The organism is Acidovorax sp. GW821-FHT09B03, from assembly GCF_059418305.1.
Genome location: NZ_JBWKPP010000007.1, coordinates 168,789 through 186,149, shown reverse-complemented (window position 1 = coordinate 186,149; position 17,361 = coordinate 168,789). Strand labels below are relative to the sequence as shown.

The 17,361-nt window shown below is 68.5% G+C and carries 13 protein-coding genes and 1 tRNA gene; 6 read left to right on the top strand and 8 right to left on the bottom strand.

Features of this window, described 5'->3' with window-relative positions:
* The 5 genes from AC07PA_RS15380 to AC07PA_RS15360 form a co-directional block, all read right to left on the bottom strand.
* Positions 1–783, bottom strand: coding sequence for an ABC transporter ATP-binding protein (locus tag AC07PA_RS15380; RefSeq protein ID WP_494608547.1), 783 nt, complete (start codon positions 781–783; stop codon positions 1–3).
* On the bottom strand, positions 776–1,765 hold the full coding sequence (locus AC07PA_RS15375) for a branched-chain amino acid ABC transporter permease (protein ID WP_494608546.1): 990 nt from the start codon (positions 1,763–1,765) through the stop codon (positions 776–778). The genes AC07PA_RS15380 and AC07PA_RS15375 overlap by 8 nt, the downstream gene beginning before the upstream one ends.
* A gap of 55 nt (positions 1,766–1,820) precedes the next feature.
* Entirely contained in the window at positions 1,821–2,684 is an 864-nt protein-coding gene (locus tag AC07PA_RS15370; protein WP_007856906.1) for a branched-chain amino acid ABC transporter permease, read from the bottom strand.
* Positions 2,685–2,715: 31 nt separating this feature from the next.
* The gene (locus AC07PA_RS15365) at positions 2,716–3,432 is read right to left on the bottom strand and encodes a LysE family translocator (protein WP_007856905.1); all 717 of its coding nucleotides are present in this window, start codon (positions 3,430–3,432) and stop codon (positions 2,716–2,718) included.
* A gap of 132 nt (positions 3,433–3,564) precedes the next feature.
* Positions 3,565–4,752: an ABC transporter substrate-binding protein gene (locus tag AC07PA_RS15360; protein WP_494608545.1), complete on the bottom strand. Its 1,188-nt coding sequence runs from the start codon at positions 4,750–4,752 to the stop codon at positions 3,565–3,567.
* A gap of 342 nt (positions 4,753–5,094) precedes the next feature.
* On the opposite strand from AC07PA_RS15360, the gene AC07PA_RS15355 reads away from it, so the two are divergent.
* The 6 genes from AC07PA_RS15355 (at position 5,095) to AC07PA_RS15330 (ending at position 13,111) form a co-directional block, all read left to right on the top strand.
* On the top strand, positions 5,095–6,399 hold the full coding sequence (locus AC07PA_RS15355; RefSeq protein ID WP_494608564.1) for an HPP family protein: 1,305 nt from the start codon (positions 5,095–5,097) through the stop codon (positions 6,397–6,399).
* Positions 6,400–6,686: 287 nt separating this feature from the next.
* Positions 6,687–6,935 carry a translation initiation factor IF-1 gene (gene infA / locus AC07PA_RS15350; RefSeq protein ID WP_007856902.1) on the top strand — a complete coding sequence of 83 codons (249 nt, stop codon included), beginning with the start codon at positions 6,687–6,689 and terminating at the stop codon, positions 6,933–6,935.
* Between the two features lie 247 nt (positions 6,936–7,182).
* Positions 7,183–7,259, top strand: a tRNA-Pro gene (locus AC07PA_RS15345).
* A 298-nt stretch (positions 7,260–7,557) separates the two neighbouring features.
* On the top strand, positions 7,558–8,403 hold the full coding sequence (imuA, locus tag AC07PA_RS15340; RefSeq protein ID WP_494608544.1) for a translesion DNA synthesis-associated protein ImuA: 846 nt from the start codon (positions 7,558–7,560) through the stop codon (positions 8,401–8,403).
* Positions 8,360–9,835, top strand: coding sequence for a Y-family DNA polymerase (locus AC07PA_RS15335; RefSeq protein ID WP_007856900.1), 1,476 nt, complete (start codon positions 8,360–8,362; stop codon positions 9,833–9,835). Before imuA ends, AC07PA_RS15335 begins: the two co-directional genes overlap by 44 nt.
* Before the next feature lie 12 nt (positions 9,836–9,847).
* On the top strand, positions 9,848–13,111 hold the full coding sequence (locus AC07PA_RS15330) for an error-prone DNA polymerase (protein WP_494608543.1): 3,264 nt from the start codon (positions 9,848–9,850) through the stop codon (positions 13,109–13,111).
* A gap of 115 nt (positions 13,112–13,226) precedes the next feature.
* Here AC07PA_RS15330 and AC07PA_RS15325 read toward each other — a convergent pair whose 3' ends face one another.
* The 3 genes from AC07PA_RS15325 to AC07PA_RS15315 all read right to left on the bottom strand — a co-directional run bounded on the left by AC07PA_RS15325 (position 13,227) and on the right by AC07PA_RS15315 (position 17,347).
* Positions 13,227–13,742: a M23 family metallopeptidase gene (locus AC07PA_RS15325; RefSeq protein ID WP_494608542.1), complete on the bottom strand. Its 516-nt coding sequence runs from the start codon at positions 13,740–13,742 to the stop codon at positions 13,227–13,229.
* A gap of 80 nt (positions 13,743–13,822) precedes the next feature.
* Positions 13,823–16,240, bottom strand: a complete 2,418-nt coding sequence (locus AC07PA_RS15320; protein ID WP_494608541.1) for an AsmA family protein — start codon at positions 16,238–16,240, stop codon at positions 13,823–13,825.
* 135 nt (positions 16,241–16,375) lie between these two features.
* A complete protein-coding gene (locus tag AC07PA_RS15315) occupies positions 16,376–17,347 on the bottom strand; it encodes a helix-turn-helix transcriptional regulator (protein WP_007856896.1) in 972 nt (323 codons plus the stop codon).
* Positions 17,348–17,361: the final 14 nt, after the last annotated feature.

The following is a 17,361-nucleotide window of genomic DNA, read 5'->3' as shown; positions in this document are numbered from 1 at the left end:
TCAATGTTCTTCACCAAGATAGGCGGCCTGCACGTTGGCGTCGGCGCGCACCTCGGGCGGTGTGCCGCTGGCGATGGCCTCGCCGTTGACCATCACCGTGAGGTGGTCTGCCAGGGCGAACACGGCGTCCATGTCGTGCTCCACCAGCATCATCGCGTGCCCGGGCTTGATGCGCAGCAACAGCTGCACCATGCGCTCGGCCTCGGCCACACCCATGCCGGCCAGGGGTTCGTCGAGCAGCAGCACCTGGGGTTCGGTGGCCAGGGTCATGGCGATCTCGAGCTGGCGCTGCTCGCCATGGCTCATGGTGCCGGCCACGGCATCGCGCCGCGCCTGCAGGCCCGCCAGCTCGATGGCGCGGTCGACGCGCTCGCTGCTGGCGCGGTTGTGTGCGCCGGCATGGCGCGTGTCGCGCCACCAGCGCAGCGGGTTCCAGGGCTGCTGCGCATCGCGCGACTGGGCGGCCAGGCGCACGTTCTCGTGCACGCTGAAAGGCAGGAAGATGTTGGTCTTCTGGTAGCTGCGGCCCAGGCCCTGGCGCGAGATGCGCTCCGACGCCCAGCCCGTCACCTCGGTGCCGCCGAGCCGTATCTGGCCGGCCGAAGGCGGCAGGTCGCCCGAGAGCAGGTTGGTCAGCGTTGACTTGCCCGCGCCGTTGGGCCCGATCACCGCGTGGATGCGGCCGCGCCACAGGTCCACCGAGACGCCGTTGACCGCTGCCAGGCCGCCGAAGCGCTTGGTGATGCGCGTGGCCGAGAGCAGCACTTCGTTGTGTTCAGCCATGGCTGCCTCCCTTGGCGGCCTTCAGGCGCACCAGCATGCCCAGCAGGCCGCGCGGCGCCACCAGCACCACCAGCACGATGAAGCTGCCCATGAGCAGTTGCCAGTGCTTGGTGATGTCCTTGAACACGTGCAGCAGGTACTCGAACGCGAAAGCACCGACGATGGCCCCTGCGAAGTTGCCCATGCCGCCCAGGATTACCATCATGATGGCGTGCGCGCTCATGTGAAAGCCCATGAGCTCGGGGTTTACGTAGCCCGTCTGTGCGCCCCACAGGTAGCCCGCCAGGCCTGCCAGGGCGCCCGCCACCGTGAAGGCCGTGAGCTTGTAACCCTGCGTGGAAAAGCCCATGGCGCGCATGCGGTGCTCGTTGACGCGGATGCCCGAAAGGGCCCGGCCCAGGGGGCTCCACAGCAGGCGGCGCAGCCCCACGTAGACCAGCACCACCAGCGCCAGCGTGAAGTAGTAGAAGGTGCGGCGCCCTTCCAGGTCGAACAGCAGCCAGCCGAACACCGAGGCGTCGGGGCGGAAGTTGATGTAGATGCCGTCCGATCCGCCCAGCACCTTGTTGTCGAAGAACAGGTAGAACACCATCTGCGCGAACGCCATGGTCACCATGATGAAGTAGATGCCGTGCGTGCGCACCACGAAGAAGCCGATGAACAGTGCCACCAGGGCCGAGCCCGCCACCGCGGCCGGCAGCGTCCACCACAGGCTCACCGGTGCGTCGGCCGGGGTGAGGAAGGCCAGCGCATAGCCGGCCACGCCGAAGTAGGCCGCATGGCCCAGCGAGACCAGGCCGGTCACGCCCTGCAGCAGATCCAGGCTCATCGCGAAGATGGCCATGATCATCATGCGCGTGACCATCTGCACATAGAAGTCGCTGCCCACGAAGGGAAAGGCGAGCAGCGCGACGAGGCCGAGCGCGAGCACGAACTGCACGCTGCGCGGCAGCACCTCCAGGTTGGTGCGGGGGGCGCTCATGCTGCGTTCCCCCGCCATAGGGATGGCGCGCAGCGCTTCATTGGGTGGATCGTCATCATTGTTTGAACAGGCCTTCGGGTTTCCAGAGCAGCACCGCCGCCATCAGCATGTAGACCAGCATGCCGGCCACGGAGGGCAGCAGCACCTTGCCGAAGGTGTCCACCAGGCCCACCAGCAGCGCCGAGATCAGGGCCCCGCGAACCGAGCCGATGCCGCCGATGACCACCACCACGAAGCACATGATGAGCACCGAGGAGCCCATGTTGGGGTAGACGCTGGAGACCGGCGCGGCCACCATGCCGGCCATGGCCGCCAGGCCCACGCCCAGCGCGAACACGATGGCGTGGATGAGCTTGATGTTCACGCCCAGCGACTCGGCCATGTCGCGGTTGAAGGCGCCCGCGCGGATCTTCATGCCCAGCCGGGTCTTGGAGATCAGGAGGTACAGGCCGATGGCCAGCACGATGCACACGCCCGAGATGAAAAGGCGGTACACGGGGTAGGAGAGGGTGTCGGTGAGCGGGATCGACCAGTCCAGCAGCTTCGGGATGGCCACGCCGTGCACGTCGTCGCCCCAGAGGATGGAGCGCAACTCCTCGAAGATGTAGATCAGCCCGAAGGTGAGCAGCACCTGGTCCAGGTGGTCGCGGTGGTAGAAATGGCGAAACAGCAGCCATTCGAGCGCTAGCCCGAAGGCCACGGCCAGCACCGCGCCGCCCAGGATGGCCAGTGTGAGGCTGCCGAAATGCCCCGACAGCGAATACGCCAGGTAGGCGCCCAGCATGTAGAAGCTGCCGTGCGCCAGGTTCACCACGCCCATGATCCCGAAGATCAGCGTGAGGCCGGCCGCCAGCATGAACAGCAGGAGGCCGTACTGCACGCCGTTGAGCAACTGGATCAGGAAGGTGGCGAAGTCCATGGTGGCGTGCAAAGAATGGCGAAAGTGGGTCTCAGGCCGCGCGGCGCGTGACCAGCAGCAGCGAGCCCATCAGGGTGAACAGCCCGCCCGAGATGCGGTTGAACCAGCGCATGCGGTTGCCTGCGCGCAGGGCCGGGGCCAGCCGGGCCACGCCCAGGGCGCACAGCGTGAGCACCGTGAACTCGAAGGCCACGAAGGTCGCGGCCAGGATGGCGAACTGCGGCGCAAAGGACAGCGCAGGGTTCAGGAACTGCGGGAAGAAGGCCGTGAAGAACAGGATGGCCTTGGGGTTGCTGCCGCCCACGATCAGGCCCTGCACGAACAGCCGGTGGGCAGGCACGGCGGGTGCCGCAGTGGCGCCCTCGGGCATCTGGTCGAACACCGTGCCCTGGCTGCGGAAGGTCTTGATGCCCAGCCAGATCAGGTAGGCCGCGCCTGCGGCCTTGAGGATCCAGAAGGCAGTTTCGGAGGCGGCCAGCAGCGCGCCCAGGCCCAGGGCCGACAGCAGCATGGTGCCCAGCACGGCGGTGACGCTGCCCCCGGCAGCCGCCATGGCCTTGCGCGGGCCGTGTTGCAGCGAGGTGGTCATGCACATCAGCATGGTCGGGCCGGGCGAAAGCACCAGCAGGGCCACGGCGGCCAGGTAAAGCAGGTAGGTACTGAGGGTCATGGGAGGGGTGATCCAGAGGGTGGCCGCAAAGTCCGGGCGCACGAAGGACTGGCCTGCCGCATTGGCAGGCAAGGTCATTGTGTCAAATTCCGGGGCTTTGAAACCTTTGCGAATTGGCATTCAGCCGGATGGCTAGGCGGTGTGCCGCAGACAGTGCTGTAGCACGGCAAGGCCCACCAACGACGCCAGCCGGTTGAAGGTCAATTCGCCTCAGGTCATGCGGCAGCCGGCGCCGCTGTCGGAGAGAGCCTTTGCCGCCACGCCGACCACCTTGTTTTCCTTGTTCTCGACCACGCGCAGGTAGATGTCCTGCACCGGGTTGTGGGCCTTGCTCATGGTCCACTTGCCGCGCGGGCTGTCGATCACGGCGCTCTCCAGCGCCTTGTACAGCGCGGGCTTGGCGGCCAGGTCGCCCTTGACGGCGTTGGCACCCTGCACCAGCAGCAGGCCGGTGTCGTAGCCCTGCACGGCGTACACGTCGGGCTGGCTGCGGAAGGTCTTGGCGTATTCCAGGCGGAACTGCTTGTTGCGCGGTGTGTCCAGCGAGTCGCTGTAGTGCATGGTGGTGATGATGCCGTCGGCCGCAGGGCCGGCCGCATCGAGCACGCCTTCGGTCAGGAAGCCCGAGCCGTACAGCGGGATCTTGTCCTTGAGGCCGGCGGCCGCATAGTCCTTGATGAACTTGGCCGCGCCGCCACCGGCGAAGAAGCAGGCCACGGCATCGGGCTTGAGCGCCGCGATCTCGGTCAGCAGCGCCTGGAATTCCACGTTCGGGAAGGGCAGGCCCAGTTCCTTGACGATGGTGCCGCCGGCAGCGGTGTAGCTTTGCTTGAAGCCCTCGAAGGCCTCGTCGCCGGCCGCGTACTTCCAGGTGATCCAGACAGCCTTCTTGTGGCCCTTGTCCATCATCGCCTTGCCCAGTGCCAGCGTGGGCTGGGAGTTGCTGAACGAGGTGCGGAACACATTGGGCGCGCACAGCGCGCGGGTGGCGGCATGCACGCCCGCATTGGGGATAAGGTTGAGCACACCGGTGTCGCGCGCGACCTTCTGGATGCCCATCTGCACGCCCGAATGCACGGTACCGATCAGCACGTCCACCTTGTCGCGCTGCACCAGCTTGCTGGCGTTTTCCACGCCCTTGCTGGGTTCGGACTCATCGTCCACCTTGAACCACTCGATCTCGCGCCCGCCGAGCTTGCCGCCCTGCTGGTCGATGGCCATGCGCACGCCGTTCTCGATGGCCACGCCCAACTGTGCGAAAGTGCCCGTGTAGGGCAGCATGAAGCCCACGCGCACCTTGCCGCTCTGGGCCCGCACGATGGAGGGCAGCAGCAGGCCCGTGGAAGCGGCGCCGACGAGGGCTGCGCTGCGGCTGATGACGAGGCGGCGAGTGGTCATGGGGAGTGTCTCCTTTGTTTAGGCTTAAAGTAATTTAACTCCAAGCCTCGGTGGTGAAAACCTATGGCTTACCCGTACCGGTGCTGGCATGCAGGTGTTCTTCCCGTGCCGCGAGCCCCTGTTGTCAGGCCGGTGGCTGCCAATGGGTGACGTGAAGTAAACTGCATTAAACACGGTGCACATGCAGTATAGAGCATGTTTTTTGGGCCGTGGGACGCTGTTTGCCCCATGGGGCTAGGTAGTTTCGAGCATAGGCCGGGTTTCTTTTACCCACCCTGGCAGCGCCGGGTTCGCACCCGCTTGGTGCATGCGATGCCGGCACCCGGCAAAATGGCGGGCTGCATGCGGCGCGGCATGTGCTCCCACCGCTTTGCGGGGCGGGGTGCCGTGCCGGTGTGTGAATGTTCCGTCCCCATGTCTGCACCGCCCCAGCCCCCTCTGCCTTCTTCTCCAGCCCCGGAGCCTGATCCTCCCCCCTTGCCAGCCTCGCGCCCCGTCGTGGCCCGTTTGCCGACGCGGGTGCGCATCGTGCGCTGGCTGCGCCATTTCTGGCCGGCCCCGCTGGGCATTGATGGCCGCGAGCGCCTGCGCTTCATCGTGGGCGCCGTGCTGGGCATCTTCCTGACAGCGGTGCTCAGCCGCTGGTGGGTGGGCGGTGGGAATGCCCACGGGCCCTGGATGCTGGGGGCGCTGGGCGCCAGCGCCGTGCTGGTGTTCGGCATGCCCTCGAGCCCGCTGGCCCAGCCCTGGCCGGTGCTGGGCGGCAGCACCCTGTCGGCAATGGTGGGGGCGGCGTGTGCTGCGCTGGTGCCCGACCCGGCCGTGGCGGGCGCGCTGGCCGTTGGCCTGGCCATCGCCCTCATGGTGCCGCTGCGCTGCCTGCACCCGCCCGGGGGGTCCATGGCGCTGTACGTGGTGCTCACGGCGAGCGACGGCCTGCACCTGGCGGCGTTTCCTGTTCTCTTCAACGTGCTGGTGCTGCTGCTGGCGGGCGTGGTCTACAACAGCCTGACCGGGCGCAGCTACCCGCATCCGCAGCAGTCGCCTGCACGCACCGCCGTGGCCAAGGGGGCCTTTGCCGCATCGGATGTGGATGCCGCGCTGGCGCACTACAACCAGGTGCTGGACGTGAGCCGCGCCGACCTCGAAGGCCTGCTGCAACTGGCGGGCCGCGCGGCCTTCCAGCGCACGCTGGGCGAGGTGCGCTGCGCCGACATCATGTCGCGGCCGGCCATGGCGGTGGAGCAGGGCGTGTCGCTCAAGGATGCGTGGACCCTGATGCGCATCGAAAAGATCAAGGCCCTGCCCGTGGTGGATGCGGGGCGGCAGGTGCTTGGCATCGTCACGGTGGCCGATTTCATGCGCCTGGCCAACCTCGACCTGCACGAGGGCCTGGGCCAGCGGCTGCGCGCCCTCGTCAAGGGCCGCAGCGGCCAGCCCGCCAGCGTGGGCGAGATCATGACGCACCCGGTGCAGGTGGCCCGGGTGGGCCAGCACGCCATGGACCTGGTGCCCCTGTTCTCGCAGGGCGGGCACCACCACATTCCCATCGTCGACGATGGCGGGCACCTGGTGGGCATCATCACCCAGACCGACCTGGTGCGCACCCTGGCGGTGGCCGTGCAGGGGCAGGATCCAGGGGCCTGACAGGCCTGCGGGGGCTGCCTGCAGAGGTGCTGCGCCGCTGCGGCATTCTCGCCATAGGCAAGTACGGGTACATCGCGGTACAATCGACAGGCTATGCACAGCGCTCTGCCTGTCCATTGAAGCCGTCTCCCCGGCCCTCTGCCTGATCTGCGCCCCGGGTGCAGCGACTCCCACCGCCCGCAATGCACCGTGTGTCGAGCCCGACCACGCTGCATCGGCCGTGGTGGATGCCCCAGCGTTCAGGTGCCGATCACCAGATTTTTTGATTTTTGAAAAGACAAGAGAACATGGCCAAAGAAGAACTGATTGAAATGCAAGGCTCCGTGACCGAAGTGCTGCCCGACTCGCGCTTTCGCGTGACGCTGGACAACGGTCACCAGCTGATTGCTTACACCGGCGGCAAGATGCGCAAGCACCACATCCGCATCCTGGCGGGCGACAAGGTCTCACTGGAAATGTCGCCTTACGACCTCTCCAAGGGCCGCATCACCTTCCGCCACCTGGCCGGCCGCGGCCCAGGCCCGTCGAGCCGCTGATTGCAGGCCACCATGCGGCCGCTGATGCGCGGTCGTGTGCTGGTGCCTGTGGGCTCGCCGTAGTGTCTTCCCCGTTGGTTGTTGGTTATTGATTGAGTTTTCCCTCCCATCGCCGCAGTTTGCATCGCCCTGGATGCATGACAGCACTGCCGATGGAACCCTGGTCCGATGCAGTCGCTGCAAAAAAATCAAAAAAAGCGCGCATTTGGTCAGAACCCGAAATTTCCCGGGTTAGAATACGAGCTGTCGGAGCGTAGCGCAGCCTGGTAGCGCATCTGCTTTGGGAGCAGAGGGTCGCGAGTTCGAATCCCGCCGCTCCGACCATTATTGGCAAGGCCTGCAGAAGCAATTCTGCAGGCCTTTTGTCATTTCAGGGCCTGCACTGCGCAGGCCTTTTCTTTTGGCCCACTGCAAGCGGCGCCCCTTCCTGGCATGGCTCCAATGACCCGCGGGAATGCTCTGAAAAGCCGCCGCGGTTAGCGGAATGGGGTACGATAACTGTATGAAAATACAGTATCTCATCGCTCCCCCAGCCCTGCCGTGCAGGATGCTCCGGGGTTGGGTGCGCAAGCCGCACCTCTCTGCCTGACCCCGTGCATGTCCATCCCGGGTTGCCTCGCTCATGTCCGCCGTCCCCCTCCGTTCCGTGCCCGCTGGTGCCCCGCCCCGGCTGGCAGGCGTGTGGCTGGCCGACCAACTGGGCACATCCGCCGCAGCGCGGGTGCAGGCCACGGGGCATGCGGTGCTCGATGCGCAGCTGCCGGGTGGAGGCTGGCCCCTGGGGGCCATGACCGAGGTGCTGCAGCCTGCAGCCGGGCTTCATGTCTGGCAGCTGGTGCTGCCAGCACTGGCCCAGGCCACGGTTGCGCGGCCGGGGGCCGTGGTGCTGGTGGCGCCGCCCCATGAGCCCTTTGCCCCCGCCCTGCGCGCGGGTGGGCTGGACGCGGCGCGGCTGTGCCGCGTGCAGGCCACCTCGGCGGCGCAGGCGCTGTGGGCGGCCGAGCAGGCCCTGCGCTGCCGCGATGTGCAGGCGGTGCTGGCCTGGCTGCCGCAGGCCGCGCCCGAGTCGCTGCGGCGGCTGCAACTGGCTGCCGCACAGATGGGGCAGTTGCTGTGGGTGTTCCGCCCGGCCAAGGTGCGCCAGCAGGCATCGCCCGCGCCGTTGCGGCTGTGGGTCGAGGCCGTGGCCGCATCGGGCGGCGCCGAGCTGCAGGTGCAGGTGCTCAAGCGCCGTGGGCCCCCCATGGAGCAGCCCCTGGTGCTGCCGGCCAGCAACGCGGCGCTGGCCCGGGTGCTGGCCGCGTCGGCGGCGCGCGGCCAGGGGCGGCGTGCACTGCCGTCGCAGCCGCAGCAGCCAGCGCGGCCTGCCGTGGTGCTGCCAGTGGTGGCGTGGCTGGATCGCCTGCCGGCAGGAGGTGTGCTGCATGCACTGGATCGCATGGCCGTTGCCGCCCACCACCCCCACTGACGGCGGATCCTCCCGCCCTGGTGCTGGCGCGCCGGCCGCTGCCGGGCCGCACCCACCCTTGCCGCAAGCGCCGCACGAACACTGGTGGGCGCTGCAGTTCACGCCGCGCGTGGCGCGGGTGGAGGACGAGGCCTTGCTGCTCGAAGTGTCGGCCACGGAGCGCCTGTGGGGCGGGCGCGCAGCATTGCTCGCCCAACTGCAACGGCACAGCCCGCCCTGGTCCGGCCACCTGCCCGCAGAAGCCGGCCACCCATCGCCAGGGCCTGCGCAGCAGGAGGGCCCAACCCCTTTTGCCGAGGCCCCCACCTCGCTGCAGGCCCTGGCCCTGTTGCGCCTGCAACTGGCAGGCCAGCCCGCGCCCCGGCACCTGCCCGATGGCCTGCCGCTGCACACGCTGACGGCGCTGCACCCGCACCTGCCCAGCCTGGCACGCATGGGTTGCCGTACCTGGGGGGCCTTGCGTGCGCTGCCGCGCGACGGTGTGGCACGGCGCCTGGGCGCGGCCGTGCTGCTGGCGCTGGACCGGGCCTATGGCCACATCGCCCACAACCATGCCTGGGTGGAGCTGCCCGAGCGCTTTGAGCTGACGGCCGAGCTTCCCGCGCTGGCCACCTCGGCCGACGCCTTGCTGTGGTCCGCGAGCCGGCTGCTCTCGGCCCTGCAGGCCTGGCTGCAGGCACGCCAGCAGGGCGTTCTGGCGCTGGAGCTGGCCTGGCGGCACGACCTGCGCCGGGTCGACGGTGTGCTCATCGCCCCCTGGCATGCGCTGCCCGTGCGCACCGCCCAGCCCACGCACGAGCTGGCCCACCTGCGCCGCCTGCTGGCCGAGAACCTGGCGCGCACGCCCCTGGCCGCGCCCGCCAACCAGATCACGCTGCGTGCGCTGGAGACCGCACCGCTGCCGCATGCCAGTGCCCACCTGCTGCCGCCCGATGGATCGTCGGCCGCCGGTGACCAGGAGGGCGAGGCCTGGCACCAGCTGGTCGAGCGCCTCTCGGCCCGCCTGGGCACGGATGCGGTGCAGTCCGTCACCCTGCTGGCGGACCACCGGCCCGAATGCATGCAGCGCTGGCAGCCCACCGCAGGCCGTGCACCGGCGACATCCAGGGAACGGCAGGGCGCCCACGCACCCGAGGCCGTGCTGTGGCCCACCTGGCTGCTGCGCACGCCGCAGCGCCTGGCCATGCAGGGCCACCGGCCGTGCTACCAGGGGCGGCTGAGCCTGCTGGCCGGGCCGCACCGGTTCGACATGGCCTGGTGGGAGGAAGGCGAGAGCCAGGTCCCCGCCAGTGCCAGCGACATGGTGCAGCGCGACTATTTCGTGGCCGTGAGCCCGGGGGCAGGGCGTGTCTGGGTGTTCCGTGAACGACCGGTGCATGCGCTGCCGGCGACGTCGGCAGACCACTGGTTCCTGCAGGGCCTGTATGCATGAGCGGACCGGCACATGACCCACACCCTTCCTGACCGCAGCCCCACCGGGGTGGCCTCGCCGCCTGCCTTGCCGGACTATGCCGAACTGCACTGCATCTCCAGTTTCAGCTTCCAGCGCGGCGCCTCGCAGCCCCGGGACCTGGTGGAACGCGCGGCCGAGCTGGGCTACCGCGCGCTGGCGCTGACCGACGAGTGCTCGGTGGCCGGCGTGGTGCGGGCCCATGGACCGGCCAAGGAGCTGGGCCTGCAGTTCATCCCGGGCAGCGAGTTCGCCTACCCGGGCTTTCGGCTGGTGGCATTGCCGCGCAACGTCGAGGGCTGGGGCAACCTGTGCGAGTTCATTAGTGCGGCACGCCGTACCGCGCCCAAGGGGACCTATGAACTGGGACCTGTGTCCGATGTGGCGCGGCTGCAGGACTGCGAGCTGCTGCTCATTCCCGACCGCAGCCTGCAACATGCGATGGAGACCGATGCCTTGCTGGCTTGCGTCCGCCAGGCACAGGTGGATTTCGGTCAGCGCTTCTGGCTGGGCGTGGAACTGCTGCTCGCGCCCGATGACGACCTGTGGCTGGCCACGCTGCAGCAGGTGGGACGCCAGGCGGGCGTGTCCCTGGTGGCTGCGGGCGATGTGCACATGCACCTGCGCTCGCAAAAGCGCCTGCAGGACGTGATCACCGCCGTGCGCCAGGGCTGCACCGTGGCAGAGTGTGGCTTTGCGCTGCAGCCCAATGCCGAGCGCCACCTGCGCCAGCGCGTGCGCCTGGCCGGCATCTACCCACCCGAACTGCTTGAGGCCACGCTGGAGATCGCGGCACGCTGCACCTTCAGCCTCGACGAGATCAAGTACCAGTACCCGCTGGAAGCCGTGCCCGAGGGCATGACGCCGGCGGAGGGCCTGGCCTGGCTGACCTGGGCGGGGGCGCAAAGCCGCTACCCGCAGGGTGTGCCGGACAAGGTGGTGGCGCAGATACTGCGCGAGCTCGCGCTGATCGCCGATTGCCAGTACGAGATGTACTTCCTCACCGTGCACGACATCGTGCGCTTTGCACGCGGCGAAGGCATCCTGTGCCAGGGCCGCGGCTCGGCCGCCAACTCGGCCGTGTGCTACTGCCTGGGCATCACCGAGGTGGACCCGGAGCGCACCAAGCTGCTGTTCGAGCGCTTCATCAGCAAGGAGCGCAAGGAGCCGCCCGACATCGACGTGGACTTCGAGCACAACCGGCGCGAAGAGGTCATCCAGTATGTCTACACCAAGTACGGCCGCAACCGCGCCGCCATTGCCGCCGTGGTCACCAGCTACCGCACCCGCAGCGTGCTGCGCGACGTGGGCAAGGCGCTGGGCGTGCCTGCGCAACTGGTCGACGCCTTTGCCAAGGACCACCACTGGTTCGATGAAGCATTTGCCGCGCACCGCCTGCAAGAGATGGCACTCGCCATGGGCGAGCACCTGAGCCTGCACACGGCCGAAACGTGGTTGAAATTGTCGGGGCAGCTCAAGGGCTTTCCGCGGCACCTGAGCCAGCATGTGGGCGGCTTTGTGCTCACGCAGGGGCTGCTCACGCGCATCGTGCCGGTGGAGAACGCGGCCATGGTCAATCGCTCCATCATCCAGTGGGACAAGGACGACCTCGATGAGATGCACCTGATGAAGGTGGACGTCCTGGCCCTGGGCATGCTCAGCGCGCTGCGCCGCTGCCTGGACCTGCGCGCCAGCCTGCGCGGCGAGCGCTGGGAGTTGCACCAGATTCCCCCCGAAGACCCTGCCACCTACGACATGATCTGCGCCGCCGATACCGTGGGTGTGTTCCAGATCGAAAGCAGGGCCCAGATGAGCATGCTGCCGCGGCTGCGGCCGAAGGTGTTCTATGACTTGGTGGTGGAGGTCGCCATCGTTCGGCCAGGGCCCATCCAGGGCGGCATGGTGCACCCCTATCTGCAGGCGCGGGAAAAGCAGCGCAAGAAAGAACCGCTGAAGCTGGAAAAGGCAGAGCTTGGAGAAGCCCTGGAACGCACCTTGGGCATTCCGATCTTCCAGGAGCAGGTGATGCAGATCGCGATGATCGCCGCCAAGTTTTCCGCATCGGAGGCCGATGCCCTGCGCCGCTCCATGGCCGCGTGGAAGCGCACTGGCGGGGTGCACCATTTCGAGAAACGGCTGATCGACGGCATGGTGGACAACGGGTACAAGCTGGATTTCGCCCAGCGCGTCTTCAAGCAGATGCTGGGCTTCGGCGAATACGGCTTCCCCGAAAGCCATGCCTTCAGCTTTGCCCTGCTGGCCTACAGCAGCAGCTGGCTCAAGTGCCATGAGCCGGCCTGCTTTCTCACGGCGCTGCTCAACTCACTGCCCATGGGCTTCTACACCGCTTCGCAACTGGTGCAGGACGCCCGCCGCCATGGCGTGCGCGTGCTGCCCATCGATGTCACCAGCAGCGACGTGGACTGCACGCTCGAAGGCACGCCCGAGAGGCTGCGGCCCGACAAGGGCCTGCCTGCACCCCCGTTACCTCAACCCGCTGTGCGCCTGGGCTTGCGCCTGGTCGGCAGCCTGGAGCAGTGCGCGGCCGAGCGCCTGGTGGCGGCCCGTGCGCAGGGGCCCTTTGCCAGCACCGAAGACCTGGCCCTGCGCGCGCGCTTGAACCACCAGGACATGCAGATACTCGCTGCGGCCGACGCGCTGGCCCGCCTCTCGGGCCACCGGCGCCAGCAGATGTGGGATGCGTCTGCCCAGCATGCCGCACCGGCCCTGCTGCGCGATGTGCCGGTGAACGAGGCCCCGCTGCAACTGCCCGAGGCGCCCGAGGGCGAGGAGATCCTGTTCGACTATGCGGCCACCGGCCTCACCTTGCGCCGCCACCCGCTGGCACTGCTGCGCGGCCGGCTCGCGCGCTGGCGCCTGCTCACGGCGCTGCAGCTGCGCAACGTGCCCGACGGTCGGCTGGTGCGCGCCTGCGGCATCGTCACCGTGCGCCAGCGGCCCGGCTCGGCCAAGGGCACCATGTTCGTCACCCTGGAGGACGAGACCGGCCCCGTCAACGTCATCGTCTGGCCGGCCATGGTGGAGCAGTGGCGCGACGCCATCCTGCGCTCACGCCTGCTGGCCGTGCAAGGGGTCTGGCAGTGCAGCCGGCATGGTGAGGACGAGGAGAAGGGGATCGCAGGTAGCGCTGGGGAGGCTTTGGTGGTGCGCCACCTGGTGGCCCAGCGCTTCAAGGACCTGACGCCGCTGCTGGGCCGCATGGCCGGGGCGCTCGATGGCAGCCGGGACTTCCATTGATACGGGTTTGCCTTTGACCGTCTGGCGTCGTTGGTTCGCCTTGCCGTGCTATAGCACTGTCTGCGGCTTCCCGCCTAGCCATACGATCCAATGCAAATCCGTATGGGCGCTGCGGCTACTGCTCTTTCAGGTACGCCCCTGGGTCGATGAAGAAGGCTTTCTTGACCCCCTGGGTTGCCCCGTCGATCTGCCACGGTGCAGGCAGCAGCCGCACGATGGAATAGTGCAAGTGCGGCGGCTTGCCCTGGGCATTGCCGCTGGCCCCCACGGTGCCGATGGCGCTGCCCGATGCCACCGGCGCCAGCGCATGGGTGGTGATCCGGTCCAGGTGCGCGAAGTAGTGGATTCGCCAGCGCGGGCCGAGCACCAGCACCACCTGGCCGCCCTTGGCGATCTCACCCGTGAAGAGCACGATGCCGTCCGTGGTGCTGAGCACCGGCGTGCCCGTCTTGCCGAAGATGTCGATGCCCTTGTGCACACCCGAGGTGCCCCAGGGTTCGAACCAGAACGACTGGGCGTTCCAGTCCTTCGGGGTGGCTCTGGCCACGGGGATCCGGATGCGCTCCGGCACGGCCAGGCCCAGGGCCAGCACCACCAGGGCGGCCAGCACCAGGTACTTGAGAATCTTCATGGAGGGAAAGCGCTGCAGCTTGGCGCGCTCCGGGAATGGGAACGGGTGGGATTATTCCTGCAACCGTTGTCGCTGGCCCATCAGCGCGCGGTGGCCGGCTTGCTCGCGGCACGCCGCGCAGGCTCGGACGCAGTGCCCGCTGCCCCCTGGGCGCCGGGCTTCACGGGCTCCTTGGCCAGGTCCAGCAGCGGCTTGCAGTAGGTGTCGTCATCGGCGGCCGGCACCGTCACAGGCACCAGGGCCAGCGCTGCAGGCGCTGCCACGGCGGCGACCACCGCGGCGCCCGCGCGCAGCAGCAGGGGGCCAGGCTCCACACCGACGTTGGGGTTGCCGAAGGTGCCCTTCACATACAGCGGCGTGCGCAGCGAGAAAAACTTCCACTTCAGCGACTCGGGCTTGATGCGCAGGTCCAGGGCTTCGGTGCCCAGGTCGATGGTGCCCGTGGCCTCGATCACCGCATCGTCGGTGCTCATCTTCACCACGCGGGTCTGGGCCAGGCCCTCGACCACGGTGAAGTCGGCCACCGCGCAGCGCAGGTGCACTTCCTTGTCATCGCCGAACAGCTTGCCGACGATGATGCTGCCCACATTCAGCGCGGCCAGGTCCAGCATCTGCTTGCTCAGCGTGCCCTCGCGCACATACAGCCGCGCCTCGCCCGTGCCCTTGCCCAGCAGGCCCGCCACGCTGTTGCCCTGGCTTTGCAGCGCCACCGCGCCGTCCATGCGGCCGAAGCTCTTCTTCATCAGCTCGACCTTGGGGAACAGGGCCGAGAGCTTGAGCCCTTCCACCTTGCCGCGGATCTGTGCCTTGAGCGGTGGTGCGCGCCCGTCGATGCTCACTTCGGACTCGATCTTGCCCTCGGCCACGCCGAAGGTCAGCGGTGCCAGCCTGAGCTGTGCGTTGTCCATCACGGCGCGCATGCTCAGGTTCTCCAGCGGCAGGCTTTCGGGGCGGATGATGTTCTTGCCCTTGAACTGGATGTCCATGTCCATCGCGTTCCATCGCTCGGCCGCGAACTTCGCGTCCGGCAACACCTTGCCCTTGTCCTTGCCATCGCCTCTGCCATCGCTCTTGCCGCGGTGGGTGTTGTCGCTTGCCGTGGTGCCCAGGGCCGGGCCCAGGTCGGCCAGGCGCAACTGGTTCGAATTCATGCTGCCCGTCAGCTTGGGCCGCGGCTTGCCCGAGGTGTACTTGAGGTTGCCGTGCAGGTCGCTCTGACCCACCTTGCCGTGGAAATCGCTGTAGCTCCACACGGCGCGCTCGGGCTCCAGGCTGCCGGTCAGGTGCCCGCGCGTCTCGAAGGGCGGTGTGCTGGGCAGCACCAGCCCCGTCACCTCGTACAGGTCGGCCATGCTGCCGGCCTTGAGCCTCACGTCGAAGTCCATGCCCGACAGGGCCCCGGGGTTGGCCAGAATGCCTTCTGCCGACAGCGCCGCGCCGCCCGCGGTGGCCTCGATCTGCAGCGGGTAGTTGACCACCTTGTCGCGCAGGCTGATCACCTGGCCGGCCCGGCCGCTGCCTTGGACCTGTGCCTTGGCAATGCGGCCCTGCAGCTCGAATTGCAGGCCGTAGGGCACGGGGGCGCTGCTCCCGCTGTCCTTGCCGGCCGCTGCGTCGCGCGAGGCCGCAGCTTCGGCCGAGGAGGCCGCCGCTGACGCGGGCAGGACGGATGCCTTGGCCGCCTTCGCACTGCCTGCCCGTGCGGGATCGATCGGCTCCGTGGTGTTCACCCGCGCCTGCAGGTCCACATCCTTCATCGCATCGGCATAGGCCAGCAGCCCCTGGTTGACCACCAGCCGGTCCAGGTCGAAGGTCCAGCGGCTCTTGGGGGTGTCCTCGTCCTTGTGCTTGAAGGTCCAGTTGTTGCTGCCATCCTTGGTGCGGGCCAGCGCGATCTCCGGGTCGGTCAGGGCCAAGGTGTCCACGGCCAGGTGGCGGCGCAGCAGCGGCAGCAGGCTGATGGAGGCACTCGCGCTGCCGATGCTGGCCATGGTCGCGGTGCCGGACAGGGTGGCCGTGGTCGGCGGCGTGGATGTCGAGGCCGACCCCACCGAAGCGGCGCTGGCCGGGGGCCGGGCCGTAGTGGTGCCGTGCGCCTTGTCGCTGCCCCTGGCCTTGCCTTTCTTTGGGTCATCGCCGCTGAACGGGGGCTCGAACCCGGCAGGGTTGTCCATCACCAGGCGCTCGGCCTTCACCGTCACGCCCGGCACCCAGCGGCGCCAGCCTTCTTCCAGCGGCTGCGGCCAGCGCCAGGCGGCCGACAGGTCGCCCTCGATCTCGAAGCGCCGGCCCGTGGCCTCGCTGACCTTCTCGTTGACCCAGGGCTTGTAGCGGTTCCAGTCCATCAGTGCCAGCACCACGCCGACCAGGATGGCCAGGCCCACCAGCAGGCCGGCCAGTACGAGCAACCACTTCATCAGCCGGTGCAGGGGCTTGCGGGCAGGGCGGCCGGCCGCCGGTGGCGGGCTGGGCAGGTCGGTCGATGGCGTGGCGGGCATGGGGACAGGTTTTATCCAAAAGAGCGAAGATCAGTGCACATGCCGCAAGGCCATGGGCCGTTGCATGCGGTGCGGGCCATGCTAGCCCGCAACCGCGCCTGCGGGGGGCGCGCGCGCCCAACTGCCGCCCTTGTCCTACAGCCCCGGTGCGGGGTCGCCAGCGCCCGCCTTGCGCAGCAAGGCCTGGGCGCATGCACGCAGTGCGTCGCGCAGGGCTGGCGGGTGCAGCACTTCGAAATCGAAGGACAGGCGTGCCAGTTGCCGCGCATACCAGGCGAGGTCGTCCACCTGGCTGTGCAGCAGCACACCGCCATCGTGCGGGGCAAACAGGCCGATGGCATCGAACAGCTCTTCACGTGCCGTGGCCAGGTCGGTGTGCAGCAGCACCTGCACGCTGAACGCGCGCGGCAGCGAGGCCACGCCCAGCGCCAGGTGGCGCACGGCATCGAAGTCCTCGGGCACGCCGAACGAGGCGGGCAGCGGCTGCACCCCCTGCACCCGGTCGAGCCGGAACGAGCGCAGCCCGCCGCGCAGGTGGCAGTGCCCCACGGCGTACCAGCGCCCACCGCGCCAAGCCAGGCCATAGGTGTCGAAGCCGCGTTCGGTCACCTCGCCCTGGGGCGTGCGGTAGGCCAGCTGCACGCGCTGGCGCGCATGGGCCGCCGCACTCAGCGTGAACAGGGCCTGGTTGTCTGCGGGCGTGTCGGGGTGCGCCAGGTCCAGCTGCACCGTGTCGCCCAGGGCGCGAATGCGGCGCCGCAGCGGCTCGGGCATCACGCGCTCGAGCTTGGCGCGCGCACTTTCCACGGCCGGCGCGGCCTCGGCCAGGCCCAGGCGGCGTGCGGCCAGCAGGCCCACCGATAGGGCCAGGGCCTCGTCGTCGGTGAACACCATGGGCGGCAGCTTGAAGCCCGGCATCAGCCGGTAGGCGCCGTAGCGCCCGCGCTCGGCCACCACCGGAATGCCCAGGTCCTCGAGCTTGCGGATATAGCGGCGCAGGGTGCGTCCGTCCACCTCCAGCCGCTGGGCCAGCTCGGTGCCGCTCATGGCGCCGCGCGCCTGGAGCAGTTCCAGCACGCTGAGCACGCGGGTGGTGGGGGAGGCCATGGCGCCATCATGCA

What these genes read in the sequence shown, in the direction of transcription:
- AC07PA_RS15380 (WP_494608547.1), bottom strand. Translation starts at nt 783, where the DNA reads ATGGCTGAACACAACGAAGTGCTGCTCTCGGCCACGCGCATCACCAAG.
- AC07PA_RS15375 (WP_494608546.1), bottom strand. Translation starts at nt 1,765, where the DNA reads ATGAGCGCCCCCCGCACCAACCTGGAGGTGCTGCCGCGCAGCGTGCAG.
- AC07PA_RS15370 (WP_007856906.1), bottom strand. Translation starts at nt 2,684, where the DNA reads ATGGACTTCGCCACCTTCCTGATCCAGTTGCTCAACGGCGTGCAGTAC.
- AC07PA_RS15365 (WP_007856905.1), bottom strand. Translation starts at nt 3,432, where the DNA reads ATGACCTTGCCTGCCAATGCGGCAGGCCAGTCCTTCGTGCGCCCGGAC.
- AC07PA_RS15360 (WP_494608545.1), bottom strand. Translation starts at nt 4,752, where the DNA reads ATGACCACTCGCCGCCTCGTCATCAGCCGCAGCGCAGCCCTCGTCGGC.
- AC07PA_RS15355 (WP_494608564.1), top strand. Translation starts at nt 5,095, where the DNA reads ATGCGGCGCGGCATGTGCTCCCACCGCTTTGCGGGGCGGGGTGCCGTG.
- infA (WP_007856902.1), top strand. Translation starts at nt 6,687, where the DNA reads ATGGCCAAAGAAGAACTGATTGAAATGCAAGGCTCCGTGACCGAAGTG.
- imuA (WP_494608544.1), top strand. Translation starts at nt 7,558, where the DNA reads ATGTCCGCCGTCCCCCTCCGTTCCGTGCCCGCTGGTGCCCCGCCCCGG.
- AC07PA_RS15335 (WP_007856900.1), top strand. Translation starts at nt 8,360, where the DNA reads ATGCACTGGATCGCATGGCCGTTGCCGCCCACCACCCCCACTGACGGC.
- AC07PA_RS15330 (WP_494608543.1), top strand. Translation starts at nt 9,848, where the DNA reads ATGACCCACACCCTTCCTGACCGCAGCCCCACCGGGGTGGCCTCGCCG.
- AC07PA_RS15325 (WP_494608542.1), bottom strand. Translation starts at nt 13,742, where the DNA reads ATGAAGATTCTCAAGTACCTGGTGCTGGCCGCCCTGGTGGTGCTGGCC.
- AC07PA_RS15320 (WP_494608541.1), bottom strand. Translation starts at nt 16,240, where the DNA reads ATGCCCGCCACGCCATCGACCGACCTGCCCAGCCCGCCACCGGCGGCC.
- AC07PA_RS15315 (WP_007856896.1), bottom strand. Translation starts at nt 17,347, where the DNA reads ATGGCCTCCCCCACCACCCGCGTGCTCAGCGTGCTGGAACTGCTCCAG.